The 19,858-nt window shown below is 53.6% G+C and carries 19 protein-coding genes; 16 read left to right on the top strand and 3 right to left on the bottom strand.

Annotation, left to right across the window (positions count from 1 at the left end; all coding sequences use genetic code 11):
• Positions 1-5: 5 nt before the first annotated feature.
• A complete protein-coding gene (gene rbsD / locus ACOTX2_RS18585; RefSeq protein WP_063148212.1) occupies positions 6-425 on the bottom strand; it encodes a D-ribose pyranase in 420 nt (139 codons plus the stop codon).
• A gap of 197 nt (positions 426-622) precedes the next feature.
• A complete protein-coding gene (kup, locus tag ACOTX2_RS18580; protein ID WP_006808744.1) occupies positions 623-2,491 on the bottom strand; it encodes a low affinity potassium transporter Kup in 1,869 nt (622 codons plus the stop codon).
• 222 nt (positions 2,492-2,713) lie between these two features.
• Here kup and ravA point away from each other — a divergent pair, with 222 nt between their 5' ends.
• Together ravA and viaA are read left to right on the top strand one after the other, a co-directional pair.
• Positions 2,714-4,210, top strand: a complete 1,497-nt coding sequence (gene ravA, locus ACOTX2_RS18575) for an ATPase RavA (RefSeq protein ID WP_022649869.1) — start codon at positions 2,714-2,716, stop codon at positions 4,208-4,210.
• A complete protein-coding gene (gene viaA / locus ACOTX2_RS18570; protein ID WP_063843889.1) occupies positions 4,204-5,655 on the top strand; it encodes an ATPase RavA stimulator ViaA in 1,452 nt (483 codons plus the stop codon). Before ravA ends, viaA begins: the two co-directional genes overlap by 7 nt.
• Here the strand turns inward: viaA and asnA are convergent, their stop codons facing one another.
• On the bottom strand, positions 5,656-6,648 hold the full coding sequence (asnA, locus tag ACOTX2_RS18565; protein ID WP_063148210.1) for an aspartate--ammonia ligase: 993 nt from the start codon (positions 6,646-6,648) through the stop codon (positions 5,656-5,658). It abuts the gene before it with no gap.
• 151 nt (positions 6,649-6,799) lie between these two features.
• Between asnA and asnC the strand changes: the two genes are divergently transcribed.
• From asnC to glmU, 14 genes are all read left to right on the top strand, one after another.
• The gene (gene asnC / locus ACOTX2_RS18560; RefSeq protein ID WP_003862383.1) at positions 6,800-7,258 is read left to right on the top strand and encodes a transcriptional regulator AsnC; all 459 of its coding nucleotides are present in this window, start codon (positions 6,800-6,802) and stop codon (positions 7,256-7,258) included.
• Positions 7,259-7,348: 90 nt separating this feature from the next.
• A complete protein-coding gene (gene mioC / locus ACOTX2_RS18555; RefSeq protein WP_032626719.1) occupies positions 7,349-7,798 on the top strand; it encodes an FMN-binding protein MioC in 450 nt (149 codons plus the stop codon).
• Positions 7,799-8,172: 374 nt separating this feature from the next.
• Positions 8,173-10,062, top strand: coding sequence for a tRNA uridine-5-carboxymethylaminomethyl(34) synthesis enzyme MnmG (gene mnmG / locus ACOTX2_RS18550; protein ID WP_022649871.1), 1,890 nt, complete (start codon positions 8,173-8,175; stop codon positions 10,060-10,062).
• 107 nt (positions 10,063-10,169) lie between these two features.
• Positions 10,170-10,793: a 16S rRNA (guanine(527)-N(7))-methyltransferase RsmG gene (gene rsmG / locus ACOTX2_RS18545; protein ID WP_022649872.1), complete on the top strand. Its 624-nt coding sequence runs from the start codon at positions 10,170-10,172 to the stop codon at positions 10,791-10,793.
• Between the two features lie 616 nt (positions 10,794-11,409).
• Entirely contained in the window at positions 11,410-11,790 is a 381-nt protein-coding gene (gene atpI, locus ACOTX2_RS18540) for a F0F1 ATP synthase subunit I (protein WP_003862375.1), read from the top strand.
• 8 nt (positions 11,791-11,798) lie between these two features.
• Positions 11,799-12,614: a F0F1 ATP synthase subunit A gene (atpB, locus tag ACOTX2_RS18535; RefSeq protein WP_022649873.1), complete on the top strand. Its 816-nt coding sequence runs from the start codon at positions 11,799-11,801 to the stop codon at positions 12,612-12,614.
• Positions 12,615-12,663: 49 nt separating this feature from the next.
• The gene (gene atpE / locus ACOTX2_RS18530; RefSeq protein WP_000429386.1) at positions 12,664-12,903 is read left to right on the top strand and encodes a F0F1 ATP synthase subunit C; all 240 of its coding nucleotides are present in this window, start codon (positions 12,664-12,666) and stop codon (positions 12,901-12,903) included.
• Between the two features lie 48 nt (positions 12,904-12,951).
• Positions 12,952-13,422 carry a F0F1 ATP synthase subunit B gene (atpF, locus tag ACOTX2_RS18525; protein WP_003862370.1) on the top strand — a complete coding sequence of 157 codons (471 nt, stop codon included), beginning with the start codon at positions 12,952-12,954 and terminating at the stop codon, positions 13,420-13,422.
• A 14-nt stretch (positions 13,423-13,436) separates the two neighbouring features.
• Positions 13,437-13,970 carry a F0F1 ATP synthase subunit delta gene (gene atpH, locus ACOTX2_RS18520; RefSeq protein ID WP_003862369.1) on the top strand — a complete coding sequence of 178 codons (534 nt, stop codon included), beginning with the start codon at positions 13,437-13,439 and terminating at the stop codon, positions 13,968-13,970.
• Between the two features lie 12 nt (positions 13,971-13,982).
• Positions 13,983-15,524 carry a F0F1 ATP synthase subunit alpha gene (gene atpA / locus ACOTX2_RS18515; RefSeq protein WP_006808751.1) on the top strand — a complete coding sequence of 514 codons (1,542 nt, stop codon included), beginning with the start codon at positions 13,983-13,985 and terminating at the stop codon, positions 15,522-15,524.
• A 51-nt stretch (positions 15,525-15,575) separates the two neighbouring features.
• Positions 15,576-16,439, top strand: coding sequence for a F0F1 ATP synthase subunit gamma (gene atpG / locus ACOTX2_RS18510; RefSeq protein WP_003862364.1), 864 nt, complete (start codon positions 15,576-15,578; stop codon positions 16,437-16,439).
• A 31-nt stretch (positions 16,440-16,470) separates the two neighbouring features.
• Positions 16,471-17,853, top strand: coding sequence for a F0F1 ATP synthase subunit beta (gene atpD, locus ACOTX2_RS18505; RefSeq protein ID WP_003862362.1), 1,383 nt, complete (start codon positions 16,471-16,473; stop codon positions 17,851-17,853).
• A 20-nt stretch (positions 17,854-17,873) separates the two neighbouring features.
• Positions 17,874-18,293 (top strand): F0F1 ATP synthase subunit epsilon, encoded by a 420-nt coding sequence (locus tag ACOTX2_RS18500; RefSeq protein WP_006177560.1) that lies wholly within the window; start codon positions 17,874-17,876, stop codon positions 18,291-18,293.
• Positions 18,294-18,431: 138 nt separating this feature from the next.
• On the top strand, positions 18,432-19,802 hold the full coding sequence (glmU, locus tag ACOTX2_RS18495; RefSeq protein WP_022649874.1) for a bifunctional UDP-N-acetylglucosamine diphosphorylase/glucosamine-1-phosphate N-acetyltransferase GlmU: 1,371 nt from the start codon (positions 18,432-18,434) through the stop codon (positions 19,800-19,802).
• Positions 19,803-19,858: the final 56 nt, after the last annotated feature.

The following is a 19,858-nucleotide window of genomic DNA, read 5'->3' as shown; positions in this document are numbered from 1 at the left end:
TGGCCTCAGAAGGTGACGCCAGCACAGAGAATGATATTCGCATACGGGGAACACTCCCCGCTGCGAATCACCGCCTGACTGTCTGCGGTTTGTTGTTTGAACTGCTCGTGCGTTGTGTAACGAATTTCTATGGTGTTTCCCTGGTGCTGTTGCAGTTGCTCAATGTGGCTGAGCAACGTTTCGTGGAGTTGCGGATTAAGTTGTTTGATTTCCGCCGCGAGAATGGCCGCCTCAACCTGCATCTCCGCCGTCACGACTTCCAGTACCTGCATGAACGAGGGTACGCCCTGCGTTAACGCCATATCGATACGGGTTGTGCTGCGCGGAACCGGTAAGCCTGCATCGCAAACCACCAGCGTATCGGTATGCCCAAGACGGGAAATTACCGATGATATTTCTGAGTTGAGTACTGTGCCTTTCTTCATTTTTTGCTCCACTAGCGAAACGTTTCGCTAAAAACAGTGTAGCCGCAGAAGTGTTCAGAAAACCATCATGACGTAACGGATTTGTGATCGGCGTCGAAACGTTTCGCTAAGTGAAATATTGAGGTGATTTTGGCGGGTATGTTGAGGATCTGGTAGGCCGGGTAAGCGCAGCGCCACCCGGCATTTTTTAAAAGGACTTAAATCTCGACCTGCGTCCCCAGCTCAATCACGCGATTGGGCGGGATCTCAAACTGGTCAGGCGCACGCAGGGCGTTACGTTGCAGGATGAGATACAGCTTGCCGCGCAGGCGCAGATACCAAGGGCGCTTGCCGATGATCAGCGACTCGTGGGACATAAAGAACGATGTCTCCATCATGCGGCAACTCAACCCTTCCAGACCGCAGCGGTGGAAGACCTCTTCCACGTTCGGCGTTTCGCGCCAGCCGTAGCTTGCCACCACGCGCCAGAAGGTTGGCGACAGCTGCTCAATCTGTACGCGTCGCACGTTGTGAACATACGGCGCATCTTCGGTACGCAGCGTCAGCAGGATCACGCGCTCGTGCAACACTTTGTTGTGCTTAAGGTTATGCATCAGCGCAAACGGGATCACGTTCAGCGCACGAGACATATACACCGCCGTACCCGGCACACGCACCGGCGGGGATTTCTCCAGCGAGGCGATCATCGCCTCCAGAGAATTACCGTGCTCATGCATACGACGCAGCAGGCGGAAACGTTCGCTCTTCCACGTCGTCATCACGATGAACATCACCAGACCCAGCGTCAGCGGCAGCCAGCCACCGGAGACAATCTTATCGAGGTTCGCAGAGAACAGCGGTACGTCGATACAGAGGAAGCCAACCAGGATCAGCCCCACGAGGAACTTATTCCAGTGCCAGTTACGGTACGCCACGGTGGTGGAGAGAATAGAGGTCAACACCATCGTTCCGGTTACCGCGATACCGTACGCCGCCGCCAGGTTACTGGAGTGCTCGAAGCTGACGATAACAATCACCACCGCGAAATAGAGCAGCCAGTTGACGAACGGAATGTAGATCTGGCCTGACTCCATCTCAGAGGTATGGATAATGCGCATTGGGGAGAGATAACCCAAACGCACGGCCTGACGCGTCAGGGAGAATACGCCGGAAATAACAGCCTGAGAGGCAATGACCGTCGCCAGCGTCGCCAGGATCAGCATCGGAACCAGCGCCCAGTCCGGCGCCAGCAGGAAGAACGGGTTTTTAATCGCTTCAGGATGGGCAAGCAGCAGCGCGCCCTGGCCGAAGTAATTCAGCACCAGTGAAGGCAGAACAACGCTAAACCAGGCGACGCGAATTGGGAGTTTCCCGAAGTGGCCCATATCTGCATACAGCGCTTCAACACCGGTAATGGAAAGCACTACCGCGCCCAGCGCCACAAACGACACCACTTTATATTCCAGGAAGAAATGCACCGCCCACATTGGGTTCAGCGCGTGCAGGACATCCGGGTTGGCAATAATACTGCGTAAGCCCAGCGCCGCCAGGATCAGGAACCAGGCCAGCATAATAGGCGCGAACAGCTTACCCACCAGCCCGGTACCGTGTTTTTGTATAGCAAACAGCAACGTCAGCACGATAATAGCGAGTGGCACCACCCACGTATCAAGCTGAGGCGCGACAATCTCCAGCCCCTCTATGGCCGACATCACCGAAATCGCTGGCGTAATCACGACTTCCCCATAGAAGAAGCTGCCGCCAATCAGGCCAATGATGACCAGCACGGAGGTCATTCTTGCAGACGTATTGCGCCCAGCAAGGGACATCAGGGTCAGAATACCGCCCTCGCCCGCGTTATCAGCCCGCATAACGAAAGAGAGATACTTAAGGGAGACCACCAGGATCAGCAGCCAGAAGATGAGCGAGAGGAAACCAAATACGGCGTCACGCTCTACACCAAAACCAAACTGACCGGACAAACATTCACGAAGCGTATAAAGCGGGCTGGTGCCGATATCACCGTAGACAACCCCGATCGCTGCAAGCGTTACTGCGGGTAATGATTGCTTATTATCAGTGCTCATAGACTAGTCTTTTCGTTTGAATAACAAATGTGTGCTTAGTCCCTTGGCCCACAAAAAGCGCACAGTATGCACGATTCAATGCAAAATCGTACCCCTAAATGCAGCCGCATTAATGTAGCGCAAAGAAAATAGCGCCGCACTTCAGCCTATTACCAGGCCAGACCGAAACGTCTATACTCGCTTCAATTAGCCGCCACGACGGCGAAAGGATGCAAAACTATTATGGCTCACTCACATTTATTAGCAGAAAGAATTTCCCGCCTCAGCAGTGCGCTGGAGAAAGGCCTTTACGAGCGTAGCCACGCCATTCGCCTCTGTTTACTGGCGGCGCTGAGCGGGGAAAGCGTGTTTCTGCTGGGTCCGCCGGGCATTGCCAAAAGTCTGATCGCACGCCGCCTCAAATTCGCTTTCCAGAACGCTCGCGCATTCGAGTATTTGATGACGCGCTTCTCCACGCCGGAAGAAGTTTTCGGCCCGCTCTCCATTCAGGCGTTAAAAGATGAGGGACGCTATGAACGTCTGACGGCGGGCTATCTCCCGGAAGCGGAAATCGTCTTTCTTGATGAGATCTGGAAAGCCGGCCCGGCCATTCTGAATACCCTGCTGACGGCAATCAACGAACGCCGCTTCCGCAACGGCGCGAGCGAAGAGAAGATCCCCATGCGGTTGCTGGTGGCCGCGTCTAACGAACTTCCCGAAGCCGACAGCAGCCTGGAAGCGCTGTATGACCGCATGCTGATCCGCCTGTGGCTGGATAAAGTCCAGGACAAATCGAACTTCCGCTCAATGCTGGTAAGCCAGCAGGACGAAAACGAAAATCCGGTGGCACCATCATTACAGGTCACGGACGAAGAGTATGACCAGTGGCAGGAAGAGATAGGCAAAATTAAGCTGCCCGATGCCGTCTTTGAGCTGATCTTCATGCTGCGCCAGCAGCTTGATTTATTGCCCTCCGCGCCGTACGTCTCCGACCGTCGCTGGAAAAAAGCCATTCGTCTGCTTCAGGCAAGCGCCCTGTTCAGCGGCCGCGATGCTGTCGCCCCCATCGATCTGATCCTGCTGAAAGACTGTCTGTGGCACGACGCAGAAGGGATGAATCTGATGCAGCAGCAGCTGGACGTTTTGATGACCGGGCACGCGTGGGGTCAGCAATCCATGCTTAATCAACTGGGGGCGATTGCCCAACGTCGTCTTCAGCTTCAGCAGCAGCAAAGTGACAAAACCGCGCTGAAGGTGAACCGTCTTGGCGGGATGTTTGCCCGTAAACCGCACTATGAACTGCCAGCCGAGCTGACTGACGCCTCGCTCACGCTTCTTCTTCAGCAGCCGCTGAAGCTTCATGATATGCAGGTGGTGCACGTGACGATCGAACGCGTTGCGCTGGTTCAGTGGCTGGATAAGGGCGGCGAGATCCGCGGTAAACTCAACGGTATCGGCTTTGCACAGCCGCTGTCGATGGAAGTCGACAGCAGCCAGCACCTTGTGATCCGCGACGTCAGCCTTCAGGGATCGCGCCTGGCGCTGCCGGGCACGGCCTCTGACAGTCTTCCGGAGGAGATCAAACAGCAGCTCGAAGCGCTGGATAACGAATGGCATCAGCAGCACACGCGCTTCAGCGAGCAGCAGAAATGCCTCTTTATCCATAGCGACTGGTTAGGTCGCATTGAAGCCAGCTTGCAGGATGTCAGCGCGCAGATTAAACAGGCGCGTCAATGCTAACGCTGGACACGCTTAACGTCATGCTGGCGGTTAGCGAGGAAGGGTTGATCGAAGAGGTCGTCATTACCCTGCTCGCTTCACCGCAGCTGGCGGCCTTCTTTGAAAAATTTCCGAAGCTCAGAAAAGCAATGACGGACGATCTTCCCCGCTGGCGCGATAACCTGCGCCAGCGGTTTAAGGAGACGGAAGTCCCGCCGGAACTGACAGAGGAAGTGGCTGGTTACCAGCAGTGCCAGCGGCTTTCAACGCCGCAGTTTATTGCCCAGCTACAGCAAACCCTGACGCTGCTAGATAACGTTCACTCCCCGTTTGCCAGCCAGGCCAGAGCGCTGGTCACGGACAACCCCAGCTTTACTCCCGCCCTGCATACGCTGTTTTTACAGCGCTGGCGGCTCAGTCTTGTCGTTCAGGCCACCTCTCTCAACCAGCAGTTGCTGGACGAAGAGCGCGAACAGCTGTTAAGCGAAGTTCAGGAGCGGATGACGTTAAGCGGCCAGCTAGAACAGGTGCTGGTGGAGAATGAAAACGCCGCCGGTCGACTCTGGGATATGAGTGCCGGTCAGTTAAAACGTGGCGATTATCAGTTGATCGTGAAGTACGGCGACTTTCTGGCACAACAGCCGGAGCTGATGAAGCTTGCAGAACAGCTTGGTCGTTCCCGGGAGGCCAGGTCAGTTCCAAAGAAAGATGCGCCGATGGAAACCTTCCGTACGCTGGTACGCGAGCCGTCCACCGTACCGGAGCAGGTGGACGGCTTACAGCAAAGCGATGATATCCTGCGCCTGTTGCCTACGGAACTCAGCACGCTGGGAATGACCGAACTGGAGTATGAGTTTTATCGCCGTCTGGTGGAAAAACAGCTTCTTACCTATCGGTTGCATGGCGAAGCCTGGCGCGAAAAAATCAGCCAGCGCCCGGTGGTGCATCAGGACTTTGATGAGCAACCGCGCGGTCCATTCATTGTTTGCGTAGATACGTCCGGATCGATGGGGGGATTTAACGAGCAGTGTGCAAAAGCGTTCTGCCTGGCTCTGATGCGCGTGGCGCTCGCCGATCGTCGTCGCTGCTACATCATGTTATTTTCCAGCGAAGTGGTGGGGTATGAACTGACCAGCCCACAGGGGCTGGAGCAGGCGATCCGCTTTTTAAGCCAGCGCTTTCGCGGCGGCACCGATCTGGCCAGCTGTTTTCGCAGCATCATTGAGCGCATGCAGGGCGGAGACTGGTACGACGCGGATGCGGTGGTGATTTCCGATTTTATTGCCCAGCGGCTGCCGGACGACGTCGTGAATAAAGTGAAGGAGATGCAGCGCATGCATCAGCACCGCTTCCATGCCGTGGCGATGTCTGCACATGGAAAACCCGGCATCATGCGCATCTTCGATCACATCTGGCGCTTTGATACCGGGTTGCGTAGCCGCCTGCTCAGACGCTGGCGACGTTAATTAAAGAAGAGAACCGACGCTCTCACGTACCTGCTGCGGCCAGACCCCACACTGTACCTGACCGATATGGGACAGTTGCAACAGCAGCATGGTCAGACGAGACTGGCCAATACCACCGCCGATGGTCTGCGGCATTTCACCGCGCAGCAGCGCCTGGTGCCACTCCAGTTGCAGACGATCTTCATCACCGGTCACGGCCAGCTGACGCTTCAGTGCTTCAGCATCCACGCGGATCCCCATCGAAGAGAGTTCAAACGCATCTTCCAGAACCGGGTTCCAGACCAGAATATCGCCGTTCAGACCGGCATATTCGCTCTCGCCCACGGTGCTCCAGTCATCGTAATCCGGCGCACGGACGTCGTGACGTTTACCATCAGACAATTTCCCGCCAATGCCGATCAGGAATACTGCGCCCAGCTCGTTGGCGATCGCGCGTTCACGGCCTTTGGCATCCAGATCCGGGAAACGGCTCAGCAACTCCTGACTGTGAACAAAGTGGATCGTTTCCGGCAGGAACGGTGCCAGACCAAACTCTTTGCTCACGGCCGCTTCGGTCGCTTTGATCCCGGCGTAGATCGCCTCAACGGTAGATTTCAGCGTACCGACGTGACGCTCGCCGTCACCCATTACGCGCTCCCAGTCCCACTGGTCAACGTAGACAGAGTGAATGGGGGAGAGGCGGTCTTCATCGGGGCGAAGGGCTTTCATATGCGTGTAAAGCCCTTCGCCCGCGCTGAAGTCGTGTTGTCCCAGGGTTTGACGCTTCCACTTCGCCAGGGAGTGAACCACTTCGAACTGGGCGTCTGGCAGTGTTTTCACTTTTACCTGTACCGCTTTTTCGCAACCAGACAAGTTATCCTGCGTCCCGTCACCCACGCGGCTCAGAATCGGCGCCTGCACTTCAATAAGGCCAAGCTTCTCTTCCAGCTGGCGAGAAAAATGGGATTTAACGAAACTGATCTGGCGTTGTTTTGCGATGTAAGCGGTTTTCATTATTTATACTCCTGCGTCCTGTTGATACTGATTAAGCAACAGAACAGGCGCTTAATTCAATAACCCATCAACAAAAAGCCACCTTCACTTTTGATTCGTTAAAATAAGACGCTAGAATAGAAGGAATCATTAATCTTCATAAGAAAAACCTATGGAAAATTATCAGATCGACAATCTGGACCGCGGCATTCTGGAAGCGCTCATGGCCAACGCACGCACCGCGTATGCCGAACTGGCGAAACAATTTGGCGTCAGCCCGGGGACCATTCACGTTCGCGTAGAGAAAATGAAGCAGGCCGGGATCATCACCGGCGCACGCATTGATGTCAGCCCGAAGCAACTCGGCTACGACGTCTGCTGCTTCATTGGCATTATTCTGAAAAGCGCCAAAGATTACCCCTCCGCGCTGGAGAAGCTGAACGCGCTGGATGAAGTCACTGAGGCGTACTACACCACCGGGCACTACAGCATCTTTATAAAGGTCATGTGCCGATCCATCGACGCCCTCCAGCAGGTACTTATCAACAAGATCCAAACAATCGATGAAATTCAGTCCACCGAAACCCTGATCTCCCTGCAAAACCCGATCATGCGTACTATCCGCCCGTGATCGGGCAATTTCATTCCCACATTTTCCACAGGTAGATCCCAGCTCGTTCACAGCGTACAATGGCCGCCTCTTTATCTGAGCGAGCGATCAATGGCGGACATTACTCTTATCAGCGGCAGCACCCTGGGCGGTGCGGAATATGTAGCGGAACATCTGGCTGAGAAGCTGGAAGACGCGGGCTTTTCTACACAAACGCTGCACGGACCGCTGCTGGAAGATCTCCCGACTGACGGGGTCTGGCTGCTGATCACCTCCACGCACGGCGCGGGCGATCTGCCAGATAACCTGCAACCTTTATATGACGAACTGCTGGAACAACAGCCCGATCTGGCAAACGTCCGGTTTGGCGCTGTAGGGATCGGCAGCCGTGAATATGACACTTTCTGTGGCGCCATAGAGAAAGTAGAAGCTGCGGTGACCGCCTGCGGAGCAAAACAGCTGGGTGAAACACTGAAGATCAACATCCTCGATCATGATATTCCCGAAGATCCAGCTGAGATCTGGCTCGCGGAATGGAAAAATTTACTCAAAAACGATTAAAGATCGTGCGATCAGATGTGGATAACTCTGGTTAAAAGCTCGTATTAACCCGTAGTTATCCAAAGAACAACGTTAGTTTAGTTTTTGACCTGTGTATAAAGTGGCGATCTGATCCCAGCTTATACGGTCCAGGATCACCGATCATTCACAGCAAACGATCCTTCCTAACTGCATGATCTTATTTATGGGATCGGACTTATCCACAAAGGTCTGCGATCCTAATAAGAGATCACAATAGAACAGATCTCTAAATAAAAAGATCTTCTTTTTAATAGCCCAGGATCCCAATGCTTTCTCGAAAGACTAAAGTTGAGTAGAATCCACGGCCCGGGCTTCAATCCATTTTCATACCGCTTTACGCGAGGCAGACCACCATGTTTTATCAGGATCCTTTTGACGTCATCATCATTGGCGGGGGTCACGCAGGCACTGAGGCCGCAATGGCCGCAGCGCGAATGGGTCAGCAGACCCTGCTTTTGACACACAATATCGACACGCTGGGACAAATGTCCTGTAATCCGGCGATTGGCGGCATTGGGAAAGGACACCTGGTAAAAGAAGTGGATGCACTTGGCGGCCTGATGGCGAAAGCGATCGATCATGCGGGCATCCAGTTTAGGATACTAAACGCGAGTAAAGGTCCGGCTGTTCGCGCCACCCGTGCACAGGCAGACCGCGTGCTTTACCGTCAGGCTGTGCGCACCGCGCTGGAAAACCAACCGAACCTGATGATCTTCCAGCAGGCTGTAGAAGATCTTATCGTGGAAAACGATCGTGTTGTTGGCGCCGTGACCCAGATGGGTCTCAAGTTCCGCGCAAAAGCGGTGGTGCTGACGGTCGGGACATTCCTGGACGGTAAAATCCATATTGGTCTGGACAACTACAGCGGTGGCCGTGCGGGCGATCCGCCGTCGATTCCGCTGTCTCGTCGTCTTCGTGAGCTGCCGCTGCGCGTAAGCCGCCTGAAAACCGGTACGCCGCCGCGAATTGATGCGCGTACCATTGATTTCAGCGTTCTGGCACAGCAGCACGGTGATAACCCGATGCCGGTATTCTCGTTCATGGGCAATGCGGCGCAACATCCGCAGCAGGTGCCGTGCTACATCACGCACACCAATGAAAAAACCCATGACGTGATCCGCAGCAACCTCGATCGCAGCCCAATGTACGCCGGCGTGATCGAAGGGATCGGCCCACGTTATTGCCCGTCGATCGAAGATAAAGTGATGCGCTTTGCCGATCGTAACCAGCATCAGATCTTCCTCGAACCTGAAGGGCTGACCTCGAACGAAATTTACCCGAACGGCATCTCCACCAGCCTGCCGTTCGATGTGCAGATGCAGATTGTGCGTTCAATGCAGGGGATGGAAAACGCGAAGATCGTTCGTCCTGGCTACGCTATTGAGTACGATTTCTTCGATCCGCGTGACCTGAAGCCGACGCTGGAAAGCAAATTCATCCAGGGTCTGTTCTTCGCAGGCCAGATTAACGGCACCACCGGGTACGAAGAAGCTGCCGCACAAGGGCTGCTGGCCGGTCTGAACGCAGCCCGCTTCTCTGCCGAGAAAGAGGGCTGGGCACCGGCGCGTTCTCAGGCTTACCTGGGTGTTCTGGTCGACGATCTCTGCACGCTGGGGACCAAAGAACCGTACCGCATGTTTACTTCTCGTGCGGAATATCGCCTGATGCTGCGCGAAGACAATGCCGATCTGCGTCTGACCGAGGTGGGCCGCGAATTGGGTCTGGTGGATGACGAACGCTGGGCGCGCTTCAACGAGAAGCTGGAGCGTATCGAACAGGAACGTCAGCGCCTGAAAACCACCTGGGTGAATCCGCAGGCGGAAACTGCTGCTGAAGTGAACGCTCACTTAACTGCGCCGCTTTCGCGCGAAGCCAGTGGTGAAGATCTGCTGCGCCGTCCTGAAGTCACCTACGAGAATCTGGTCAAACTGACCGCGTTCGCACCGGGCCTTGAAGACGCTGAAGCGGCTGAACAGGTCGAGATTCAGGTGAAATACGAAGGTTACATCGCGCGTCAGCAGGATGAGATCGAAAAACAGCAGCGCAACGAAAATACGCTGCTGCCGGAAATGCTGGACTATCGTCAGGTGACGGGGCTTTCCAACGAAGTGATCGCTAAGCTGAACGATCACAAACCTGTGTCGATTGGCCAGGCCTCACGTATCTCCGGCGTCACACCTGCCGCGATTTCGATTCTGCTGGTGTGGCTGAAAAAGCAGGGTATGCTGCGCCGCAGCGCGTAATTGACATTGCTTTTGGCGGGTGGCGCTTCGCTGACCCGCCCTACTTATTCGTAGGCCCGGTAAGCGGCAGCGCCACCGGGCAAAAAAACTCTCAACAGGTATCCACCGTGCTCAATAAACTCTCTCGTCTGCTGGAACAGGCAGGTATTTCGCTCACCGATCACCAGAAAAATCAGCTGGTGGCCTATGTCGATATGCTGAACAAATGGAATAAAGCGTACAACCTCACCTCCGTACGCGATCCCAACGAGATGCTGATTCGCCATATTCTCGATAGCATCGTTGTGGCGCCGTATCTTACCGGTGAACGTTTTATCGACGTGGGCACCGGTCCGGGCTTGCCGGGCGTTCCGTTGTCTATTGTTCGACCGGAGAGTCATTTCACGCTGCTGGACAGTCTGGGCAAGCGCGTACGCTTTTTACGACAGGTTCAGCATGAGCTGAAGCTGGAAAACATCACGCCCGTGCAGAGCAGGGTAGAGGAGTTCCCGGCAGAGCCACCGTTTGACGGCGTTATCAGCCGCGCGTTTGCCTCACTCAATGACATGGTGAGCTGGTGCAAACACCTGCCGGCGGATAAGGGCCGTTTTTATGCGCTGAAAGGGCAACTTCCGGGGGACGAAATAGAGCAGCTTCCGGACGGTTTTGCAGTGGAATCCATTGAAAAACTCCAGATCCCTCAGCTCGAAGGTGAGCGTCATCTGGTGATAATTAAGCCAAACACATTTTAAAAAATTAATAAAAAATGTGGAATTTGTGCTGTTCTGATGGTGTTAAAAAGCAGCACATCCAGTCTGATTTGGCCGTAGTTAATTTAACCTTGTTGTCACCATGGATTTTCTTATGGTTAACCTGAAGTGATTCGTTCACCCTGAAGATAGTCAACCATGAAAATATCAGCCTGCTAAAAGTGGGTAAAGGCAACAAGAATGAAATGTTAAATATTTATTAAGAATGTCAATAAAAGGTTTTTGTTGTATACGGCTCTGTTTTAAAAATAGTTGCGATTTTTTTGCTTTAATTTCAAACGGATGAAATAAATCGTTTTACGTCTTTGATAAATACCACTTTATCGCAAATGTGTATTTTGTGATCTCGTGCACGCTTTATCACCAACGTTTCCGCGCTGTTTGCAGTTTTGCCTGAAGGTTGGCACTGAGTTCAAAAGTTGAAAAATAGGACTGGGGAAAAATATTTAAACATTTATTCACCTTTTCGCTACTTAATGTTTGAAATCACGGGTACGCACCGTATAATTTGACCGCTTTTTGATGCTTGACTCTGAGCCTTAAAGGACGTTTTATACGACACGCGGCATACCTCGAAGGGAGCAGGAGTAAAAACGTGATGTCTGTGTCGCTCTTGAGTAGAAACGTTGCTCGTAAGCTTCTGTTCATTCAGTTTCTGGCTGTGATAGCAAGTGGACTGCTGTTTAGCCTCAAAGACCCCTTCTGGGGCATCTCCGCCGCGTGCGGAGGTTTGGCGGTGGTTCTGCCAAACGTGTTGTTTATGATTTTTGCCTGGCGTCATCAGGCGCATACACCCGCCAAAGGCCGCGTGGCCTGGTCCTTCGCTCTCGGCGAAGTGTGTAAGGTGTTGCTGACCTTTGCTCTACTGGTGATGGCGCTGGCGGTTTTGAAAGTGGTATTCATGCCGCTGATAGCAACGTGGGTTTTGGTGCTGGTGGTACAAGTTCTGGCTCCAGCTGTAATCAATAACAAAGGGTAAAAGGCATCATGGCTTCAGAAAATATGACGCCGCAGGATTACATAGGTCACCATCTGAATAACCTTCAGCTGGACCTGCGTACATTCTCGCTGGTGGATCCACATAACCCCCCGGCCACCTTCTGGACGATCAACATCGACTCCATGTTCTTCTCGGTGGTTTTGGGTCTTCTGTTCCTGGCCATGTTCCGCGGTGTTGCTAAACGAGCGACCAGCGGTGTTCCAGGGAAATTCCAGACGTTCATCGAGATGATCATCGGCTTCGTCCATGGCAGCGTCAAAGACATGTACCATGGTAAGAGCAAGCTGATTGCTCCGCTGGCCCTGACCGTGTTCGTTTGGGTCTTCCTGATGAACCTGATGGACCTTCTGCCTATCGATTTCCTTCCGTGGATCGGCGAGCATGTCTTCGGTCTGCCTGCCCTGCGCGTGGTTCCGTCTGCCGACGTGAACATCACCCTGTCGATGGCGCTGGGCGTATTTATCCTGATTCTTTTCTACAGCATCAAAATGAAAGGCGTAAGCGGCTTTGTGAAAGAGCTTACCTTGCAGCCGTTCAACCACTGGGCGTTTATTCCGGTCAACCTGATCCTGGAAGGCGTTAGCCTGCTGTCCAAACCTGTTTCACTGGGTCTGCGACTGTTCGGCAACATGTATGCGGGTGAGCTGATTTTCATTCTGATCGCGGGTCTTCTGCCGTGGTGGTCACAGTGGATTCTGAATGTGCCATGGGCCATTTTCCACATCCTGATCATTACGCTGCAAGCCTTTATCTTCATGGTTCTGACGATCGTCTATCTGTCGATGGCGTCTGAAGAGCACTGATTTTTTACCAACACTACTACGTTTTAATTGAAACAAACTGGAGACTGTCATGGAAAACCTGAATATGGATCTGCTGTACATGGCTGCCGCTGTGATGATGGGTCTGGCGGCTATCGGTGCTGCGATCGGTATCGGCATCCTCGGGGGCAAATTCCTGGAAGGCGCAGCGCGTCAACCTGATCTGATTCCTCTGCTGCGTACTCAGTTCTTTATCGTTATGGGTCTGGTGGATGCAATCCCAATGATCGCTGTAGGTCTGGGTCTGTACGTGATGTTTGCTGTCGCGTAGTAGTTGTTTTAAAACCCCAAGCCACAGAAATTTAAGAGGTATTGTGCTGTGAACATGAACGCAACAATCCTCGGCCAGGCCATCGCGTTTATTCTCTTTGTCTGGTTCTGTATGAAGTATGTATGGCCGCCTTTAATGGCTGCCATCGAAAAACGTCAGAAAGAAATTGCTGACGGTCTGGCTTCCGCAGAACGCGCTAAGAAAGATTTGGACCTTGCACAGGCCAACGCGACAGACCAGCTGAAAAAAGCGAAAGCTGAAGCTCAGGTAATCATTGAACAGGCTAACAAACGCCGTTCTCAGATCCTGGACGAAGCCAAAGCTGAAGCAGAACAGGAACGTACTAAGATCGTGACACAGGCTCAGGCTGAAATTGAAGCTGAGCGTAAACGTGCTCGTGAAGAACTGCGTAAGCAGGTTGCGATTCTGGCTGTTGCTGGCGCCGAGAAGATCATCGAACGTTCCGTGGATGAAGCTGCTAACAGCGACATCGTGGACAAACTTGTCGCTGAACTGTAAGGAGGGAGGGGCTGATGTCTGAATTTGTTACGGTAGCTCGCCCCTACGCCAAAGCAGCTTTTGACTTTGCTGTCGAACACCAAAATGTCGATCGCTGGCAGAATATGCTGGCGTTTGCCGCTGAGGTGACGAAAAACGAACAAATGGCCGAGTTGCTTTCTGGTGCGTTAGCGCCTGAAACCCTCGCCGCGTCGTTTATCGCCGTGTGCGGAGAGCAACTGGATGCCAACGGCCAGAACCTGATTAAGGTGATGGCGGAAAATGGTCGTCTCCGTGTGCTCCCGGATGTTCTCGAGCAGTTTGAGCACTTACGTGCCCTTAGTGAAGCTACCGCTGAAGTTGAAGTAACTTCCGCGACTGAACTGAGTGATGAACAGCTTGCGAAAATCACCGCCGCGATGGAAAAACGTCTGTCACGCAAAGTTAAGCTGAATTGCAAAATCGATAAGTCTGTAATGGCAGGCGTAATCATCCGTTCGGGTGATATGGTCATTGATGGCAGCGTACGCGGCCGTCTTGAGCGCCTTGCAGACGTCTTGCAGTCTTAAGGGGACTGGAGCATGCAACTGAATTCCACCGAAATCAGCGAACTGATCAAGCAGCGCATTGCTCAGTTCAGTGTTGTGAGTGAAGCTCACAACGAAGGTACTATTGTTTCTGTAAGTGACGGTGTTATCCGCATCCACGGCCTGGCCGATTGTATGCAGGGTGAGATGATTTCCCTGCCGGGTAACCGTTACGCTATCGCACTGAACCTGGAGCGCGACTCCGTAGGTGCCGTTGTGATGGGTCCATACGCTGACCTTGCCGAAGGCATGAAGGTTAAGTGTACTGGCCGTATTCTGGAAGTGCCGGTTGGCCGTGGCCTGCTGGGTCGCGTTGTTAACACCCTGGGTGCGCCAATCGACGGTAAAGGTCCGGTTGAGCACGATGGCTTCTCTCCAATCGAAGTTATCGCACCAGGCGTTATCGACCGTCAGTCCGTTGATCAGCCAGTGCAGACGGGTTATAAGTCCGTTGATGCCATGATCCCAATCGGTCGTGGTCAGCGTGAACTGATCATCGGTGACCGTCAGACCGGTAAAACCGCGATGGCAATCGACGCCATCATCAACCAGCGTGATTCCGGCATCAAATGTGTGTACGTGGCTATCGGCCAGAAAGCGTCCACCATTTCCAACGTGGTTCGTAAACTGGAAGAGCACGGCGCACTGTCTAACACCATCGTTGTGGTAGCTACCGCGTCTGAATCTGCTGCACTGCAATACCTGGCACCATACGCTGGTTGCGCAATGGGCGAATACTTCCGTGACCGCGGTGAAGATGCGCTGATCGTATACGATGACCTGTCTAAACAGGCTGTTGCTTATCGTCAGGTTTCCCTGCTGCTCCGTCGTCCACCAGGACGTGAAGCATTCCCGGGCGACGTATTCTACCTCCACTCTCGTCTGCTGGAGCGTGCTTCCCGCGTTAATGCGGAATACGTCGAGAACTTCACCAAAGGTGAAGTGAAGGGTAAAACAGGTTCTCTGACCGCTCTGCCGATCATTGAAACCCAGGCGGGTGACGTTTCTGCGTTCGTTCCGACCAACGTAATCTCCATTACCGATGGTCAGATCTTCCTGGAAACCAACCTGTTTAACTCCGGTATTCGTCCGGCGGTTAACCCGGGTATCTCCGTATCCCGTGTGGGTGGTGCTGCTCAGACCAAGATCATCAAGAAACTGTCCGGTGGTATCCGTACCGCGCTGGCACAGTATCGTGAACTGGCTGCGTTCTCTCAGTTCGCATCCGATCTGGACGAAGCAACCCGTAAACAGCTGAGCCACGGTCAGAAAGTGACCGAGCTGCTGAAGCAGAAACAGTACGCGCCAATGTCTGTTGCTCAGCAGGGCCTGGTACTGTTCGCGGCTGAACGCGGTTACCTCGAAGATGTGGAACTGGCGAAAATCGGTAGCTTCGAAGCCGCTCTGCTGGCTTACGTCGACCGTGATCACGCTCCGCTGATGCAAGAGATCAACCAGACCGGTGGCTATAACGACGAAATCGAAGGCAAGCTGAAAGCTATCCTCGATTCCTTCAAAGCAACCCAATCCTGGTAATCGTCCGGCGGCTTGTCTCAGGACAAGCCGTCTGGCATTGAGGAGAAGCTCATGGCCGGCGCAAAAGAGATACGTAGTAAGATCGCAAGCGTCCAGAACACGCAAAAGATCACTAAAGCGATGGAGATGGTCGCCGCTTCCAAAATGCGTAAATCGCAGGATCGCATGGCGGCCAGCCGTCCTTATGCAGAGACCATGCGCAAAGTGATTGGTCACCTTGCAAACGGTAATCTGGAATATAAGCACCCTTACCTGGAAGAACGCGACGTTAAGCGCGTGGGCTACCTGGTGGTGTCGACTGACCGTGGTCTGTGTGGCGGCTTGAACATTAACCTGTTCAAAAAACTGCTGGCGGATATGAAAGGCTGGTCCGATAAAGGCGTTCAGTGCGATCTGGCACTGATTGGCTCTAAAGGCGTCTCTTTCTTTAACTCCGTTGGTGGCAACATTGTCGCTCAGGTGACCGGTATGGGTGATAACCCGTCCCTGTCCGAACTGATCGGCCCGGTTAAAGTGATGTTGCAGGCCTACGATGAAGGCCGTCTGGACAGACTGTACGTTGTCAGCAACAAATTTATTAACACCATGTCTCAGGTGCCTACGCTCACTCAGATGCTGCCGTTACCGGCATCAGAAGATGACGAGCTGAAACAGAAAGCCTGGGATTACCTGTATGAACCCGATCCGAAACCGCTGCTGGATACCCTGCTGCGTCGTTACGTTGAATCTCAGGTTTATCAGGGCGTTGTAGAAAACCTGGCCAGCGAGCAGGCCGCACGAATGGTGGCGATGAAAGCCGCGACCGATAATGGCGGCAGCCTGATTAAAGAGCTGCAGTTGGTTTACAACAAAGCTCGTCAGGCCAGCATTACTCAGGAACTCACCGAGATCGTCTCGGGGGCCGCCGCGGTTTAACCAGGTTTACGAATTACGTAGAGGATTCAAGATGGCTACTGGAAAGATTGTCCAGGTAATCGGCGCCGTGGTGGACGTCGAGTTCCCTCAGGACGCCGTACCACGCGTGTACGACGCGCTTGAGGTACAAAATGGTAACGAGAGCCTGGTGCTGGAAGTTCAGCAGCAGCTCGGCGGCGGTATCGTGCGTACCATCGCCATGGGTTCTTCCGACGGTCTGCGTCGTGGTCTGGAAGTGAAAGACCTTGAGCACCCGATCGAAGTCCCGGTAGGTAAAGCAACACTGGGTCGTATCATGAACGTATTGGGTCAACCAATCGACATGAAAGGCGACATCGGTGAAGAAGAGCGTTGGGCTATCCACCGCGCGGCACCTTCCTACGAAGAGCTGTCCAGCTCTCAGGAACTGCTGGAAACCGGCATCAAAGTTATCGACCTGATGTGCCCGTTCGCGAAGGGTGGTAAAGTTGGTCTGTTTGGTGGTGCGGGTGTAGGTAAAACCGTAAACATGATGGAGCTGATCCGTAACATCGCGATCGAGCACTCCGGTTACTCCGTGTTTGCGGGTGTTGGTGAACGTACTCGTGAGGGTAACGACTTCTACCACGAAATGACCGACTCCAACGTTCTGGATAAAGTATCCCTGGTTTACGGCCAGATGAACGAGCCACCAGGAAACCGTCTGCGCGTTGCGCTGACTGGCCTGACGATGGCTGAGAAGTTCCGTGACGAAGGCCGTGACGTTCTGCTGTTCGTTGATAACATCTACCGTTACACCCTGGCCGGTACTGAAGTATCTGCACTGCTGGGTCGTATGCCTTCAGCGGTAGGTTATCAGCCTACGCTTGCGGAAGAGATGGGTGTTCTTCAGGAACGTATCACCTCTACCAAAACTGGTTCTATCACCTCCGTTCAGGCGGTATACGTACCTGCGGATGACTTGACTGACCCATCTCCAGCCACCACCTTTGCTCACTTAGATGCAACCGTGGTACTGAGCCGTCAGATCGCGTCTCTGGGTATCTACCCGGCCGTTGACCCGCTGGACTCTACCAGCCGTCAGCTGGATCCACTGGTTGTTGGCCAGGAACACTACGACACCGCGCGTGGCGTACAGTCCCTGCTGCAACGTTACCAGGAACTGAAAGACATCATCGCCATCCTGGGTATGGATGAACTGTCTGAAGAAGACAAACTGGTGGTAGCACGTGCGCGTAAGATCCAGCGCTTCCTGTCCCAGCCGTTCTTCGTTGCGGAAGTATTCACCGGTTCTCCAGGTAAATACGTTTCCCTGAAAGACACCATCCGTGGCTTTAAAGGCATCATGGAAGGCGAATACGATCACCTGCCAGAGCAGGCGTTCTACATGGTTGGTTCCATCGAAGAAGCCGTGGAAAAAGCCAAAAAACTTTAACGCCTTAATCGGAGGGTGATATGGCAATGACTTACCACCTGGACGTCGTCAGCGCAGAGCAACAAATGTTCTCTGGTCTGGTCGAGAAAATCCAGGTAACGGGTAGTGAAGGTGAACTGGGTATTTTCCCGGGTCACGCACCGCTGCTCACCGCCATTAAGCCTGGTATGATCCGCATCGTTAAACAGTTCGGTCATGAAGAGTTTATCTATCTGTCCGGCGGCATTCTTGAAGTGCAGCCAGGCAGTGTGACCGTTCTGGCCGATACCGCTATTCGTGGCCAGGATCTCGACGAAGCGCGAGCCCTGGAATCGAAGCGTAAGGCTGAAGAGCACATTAGCAGCTCTCATGGTGACGTGGATTACGCTCAGGCGTCTGCGGAGCTGGCCAAAGCTATCGCGAAACTGCGCGTTATCGAGTTGACCAAAAAAGCGATGTAACACCGGCTTGAAAAGCACAAAAGCCAGTCTGGATCCCAGGCTGGCTTTTTTTTTCGGCCTTAATTCATGATGAAAAAGATGTAGAATTTTAAGCATCAAACGTTTTTACTTCTCACACAAACTACCGTCAGGATGCGTATGTTAAACAGTGCGATGAGCGTGGTGATCCTTGCTGCAGGCAAAGGTACCCGCATGTATTCCGATCTGCCTAAAGTGCTCCACACACTGGCAGGAAAGCCAATGGTGCAGCATGTTATTGATGCAGCTAATGAATTAGGCGCCAGCCAGGTGCATCTGGTTTATGGACATGGCGGCGATCTGCTGAAAAAAACGTTGCGTGACGACAATCTCAACTGGGTGCTTCAGGCAGAACAGCTGGGTACGGGTCATGCAATGCAGCAGGCTGCACCCTTCTTCGCTGATGATGAAGACATCCTGATGCTCTACGGCGACGTACCGCTGATCTCCGTTGAAACCCTCACTCGCCTGCGTGAAGCCAAACCGCAGGGTGGCATTGGGTTGTTAACCGTCGTGCTGGACGATCCAACCGGCTATGGCCGCATTACGCGTGAAAACGGCAAGGTAACCGGGATTGTTGAGCATAAAGATGCCACTGACGAACAGCGTCAGATTCAGGAGATCAACACCGGCATCCTGATTGCGAACGGTGCGGATATGAAGCGCTGGCTGTCCAAACTCAATAATAACAACGCGCAGGGTGAATACTACATCACCGACATCATTGCGATGGCGTACCAGGAAGGGCGTGAGATTGCCGCCGTTCATCCGGCGCGTATCAGCGAAACGGACGGGGTAAACAACCGTCTACAGCTGTCACGCCTGGAGCGTATTTACCAGTCCGAGCAGGCAGAAAAACTGTTGCTGGCGGGCGTTATGCTGCGCGATCCGGCGCGTTTCGATCTGCGTGGCACGCTGACCCACGGGCGCGACGTTGAAATAGATACTAACGTTATCCTGGAAGGTAACGTCACGCTGGGCAACCGCGTCAAAATCGGCACCGGCTGTGTGATTAAAAACAGCGTGATCGGTGACGACTGCGAAATCAGCCCGTACAGCGTGGTAGAAGATGCGCGTCTGGATCCCGCCTGTACCATCGGCCCGTTTGCGCGTCTGCGCCCGGGCGCTGAGCTGCTGGAAGGCGCTCATGTAGGTAACTTCGTGGAAATGAAAAAAGCACGTCTCGGTAAAGGCTCGAAAGCCGGTCATCTGACCTATCTGGGCGATGCGGAAATTGGCGACAACGTAAACATCGGTGCAGGGACGATTACCTGTAACTATGACGGTGCCAATAAGTTTAAAACCATCATCGGTGATGACGTGTTTGTAGGTTCCGATACCCAGCTGGTGGCGCCTGTTACCGTGGGCAAAGGCGTGACCATTGCCGCCGGGACAACCGTTACGCGCGATGTGGCCGAGAACGAGCTGGTGTTAAGCCGCGTTCCGCAGGTCAGTAAGCAGGGCTGGAAACGCCCGGTGAAGAAAAAGTAACGACAATATACACCCCTCACCCTGACCCTGACCCTCTCCCCATAGGGGAGAGGGGA

It is taken from the genome of Enterobacter cloacae complex sp. IR5412, from assembly GCF_049237385.1.
GTDB classification, from domain to species: domain Bacteria; phylum Pseudomonadota; class Gammaproteobacteria; order Enterobacterales; family Enterobacteriaceae; genus Enterobacter; species Enterobacter intestinihominis.
This window is presented reverse-complemented; position numbering and strand designations above follow the sequence as displayed.

Coding starts and splice junctions, on each gene's coding strand:
- atpE (WP_000429386.1), top strand. CDS start 12,664: ATGGAAAACCTGAATATGGATCTGCTGTACATGGCTGCCGCTGTGATG.
- atpI (WP_003862375.1), top strand. CDS start 11,410: ATGTCTGTGTCGCTCTTGAGTAGAAACGTTGCTCGTAAGCTTCTGTTC.
- kup (WP_006808744.1), bottom strand. CDS start 2,491: ATGAGCACTGATAATAAGCAATCATTACCCGCAGTAACGCTTGCAGCG.
- rbsD (WP_063148212.1), bottom strand. CDS start 425: ATGAAGAAAGGCACAGTACTCAACTCAGAAATATCATCGGTAATTTCC.
- mnmG (WP_022649871.1), top strand. CDS start 8,173: ATGTTTTATCAGGATCCTTTTGACGTCATCATCATTGGCGGGGGTCAC.
- atpH (WP_003862369.1), top strand. CDS start 13,437: ATGTCTGAATTTGTTACGGTAGCTCGCCCCTACGCCAAAGCAGCTTTT.
- ravA (WP_022649869.1), top strand. CDS start 2,714: ATGGCTCACTCACATTTATTAGCAGAAAGAATTTCCCGCCTCAGCAGT.
- atpA (WP_006808751.1), top strand. CDS start 13,983: ATGCAACTGAATTCCACCGAAATCAGCGAACTGATCAAGCAGCGCATT.
- viaA (WP_063843889.1), top strand. CDS start 4,204: ATGCTAACGCTGGACACGCTTAACGTCATGCTGGCGGTTAGCGAGGAA.
- atpD (WP_003862362.1), top strand. CDS start 16,471: ATGGCTACTGGAAAGATTGTCCAGGTAATCGGCGCCGTGGTGGACGTC.
- asnA (WP_063148210.1), bottom strand. CDS start 6,648: ATGAAAACCGCTTACATCGCAAAACAACGCCAGATCAGTTTCGTTAAA.
- ACOTX2_RS18500 (WP_006177560.1), top strand. CDS start 17,874: ATGGCAATGACTTACCACCTGGACGTCGTCAGCGCAGAGCAACAAATG.
- asnC (WP_003862383.1), top strand. CDS start 6,800: ATGGAAAATTATCAGATCGACAATCTGGACCGCGGCATTCTGGAAGCG.
- atpB (WP_022649873.1), top strand. CDS start 11,799: ATGGCTTCAGAAAATATGACGCCGCAGGATTACATAGGTCACCATCTG.
- mioC (WP_032626719.1), top strand. CDS start 7,349: ATGGCGGACATTACTCTTATCAGCGGCAGCACCCTGGGCGGTGCGGAA.
- glmU (WP_022649874.1), top strand. CDS start 18,432: ATGTTAAACAGTGCGATGAGCGTGGTGATCCTTGCTGCAGGCAAAGGT.
- atpG (WP_003862364.1), top strand. CDS start 15,576: ATGGCCGGCGCAAAAGAGATACGTAGTAAGATCGCAAGCGTCCAGAAC.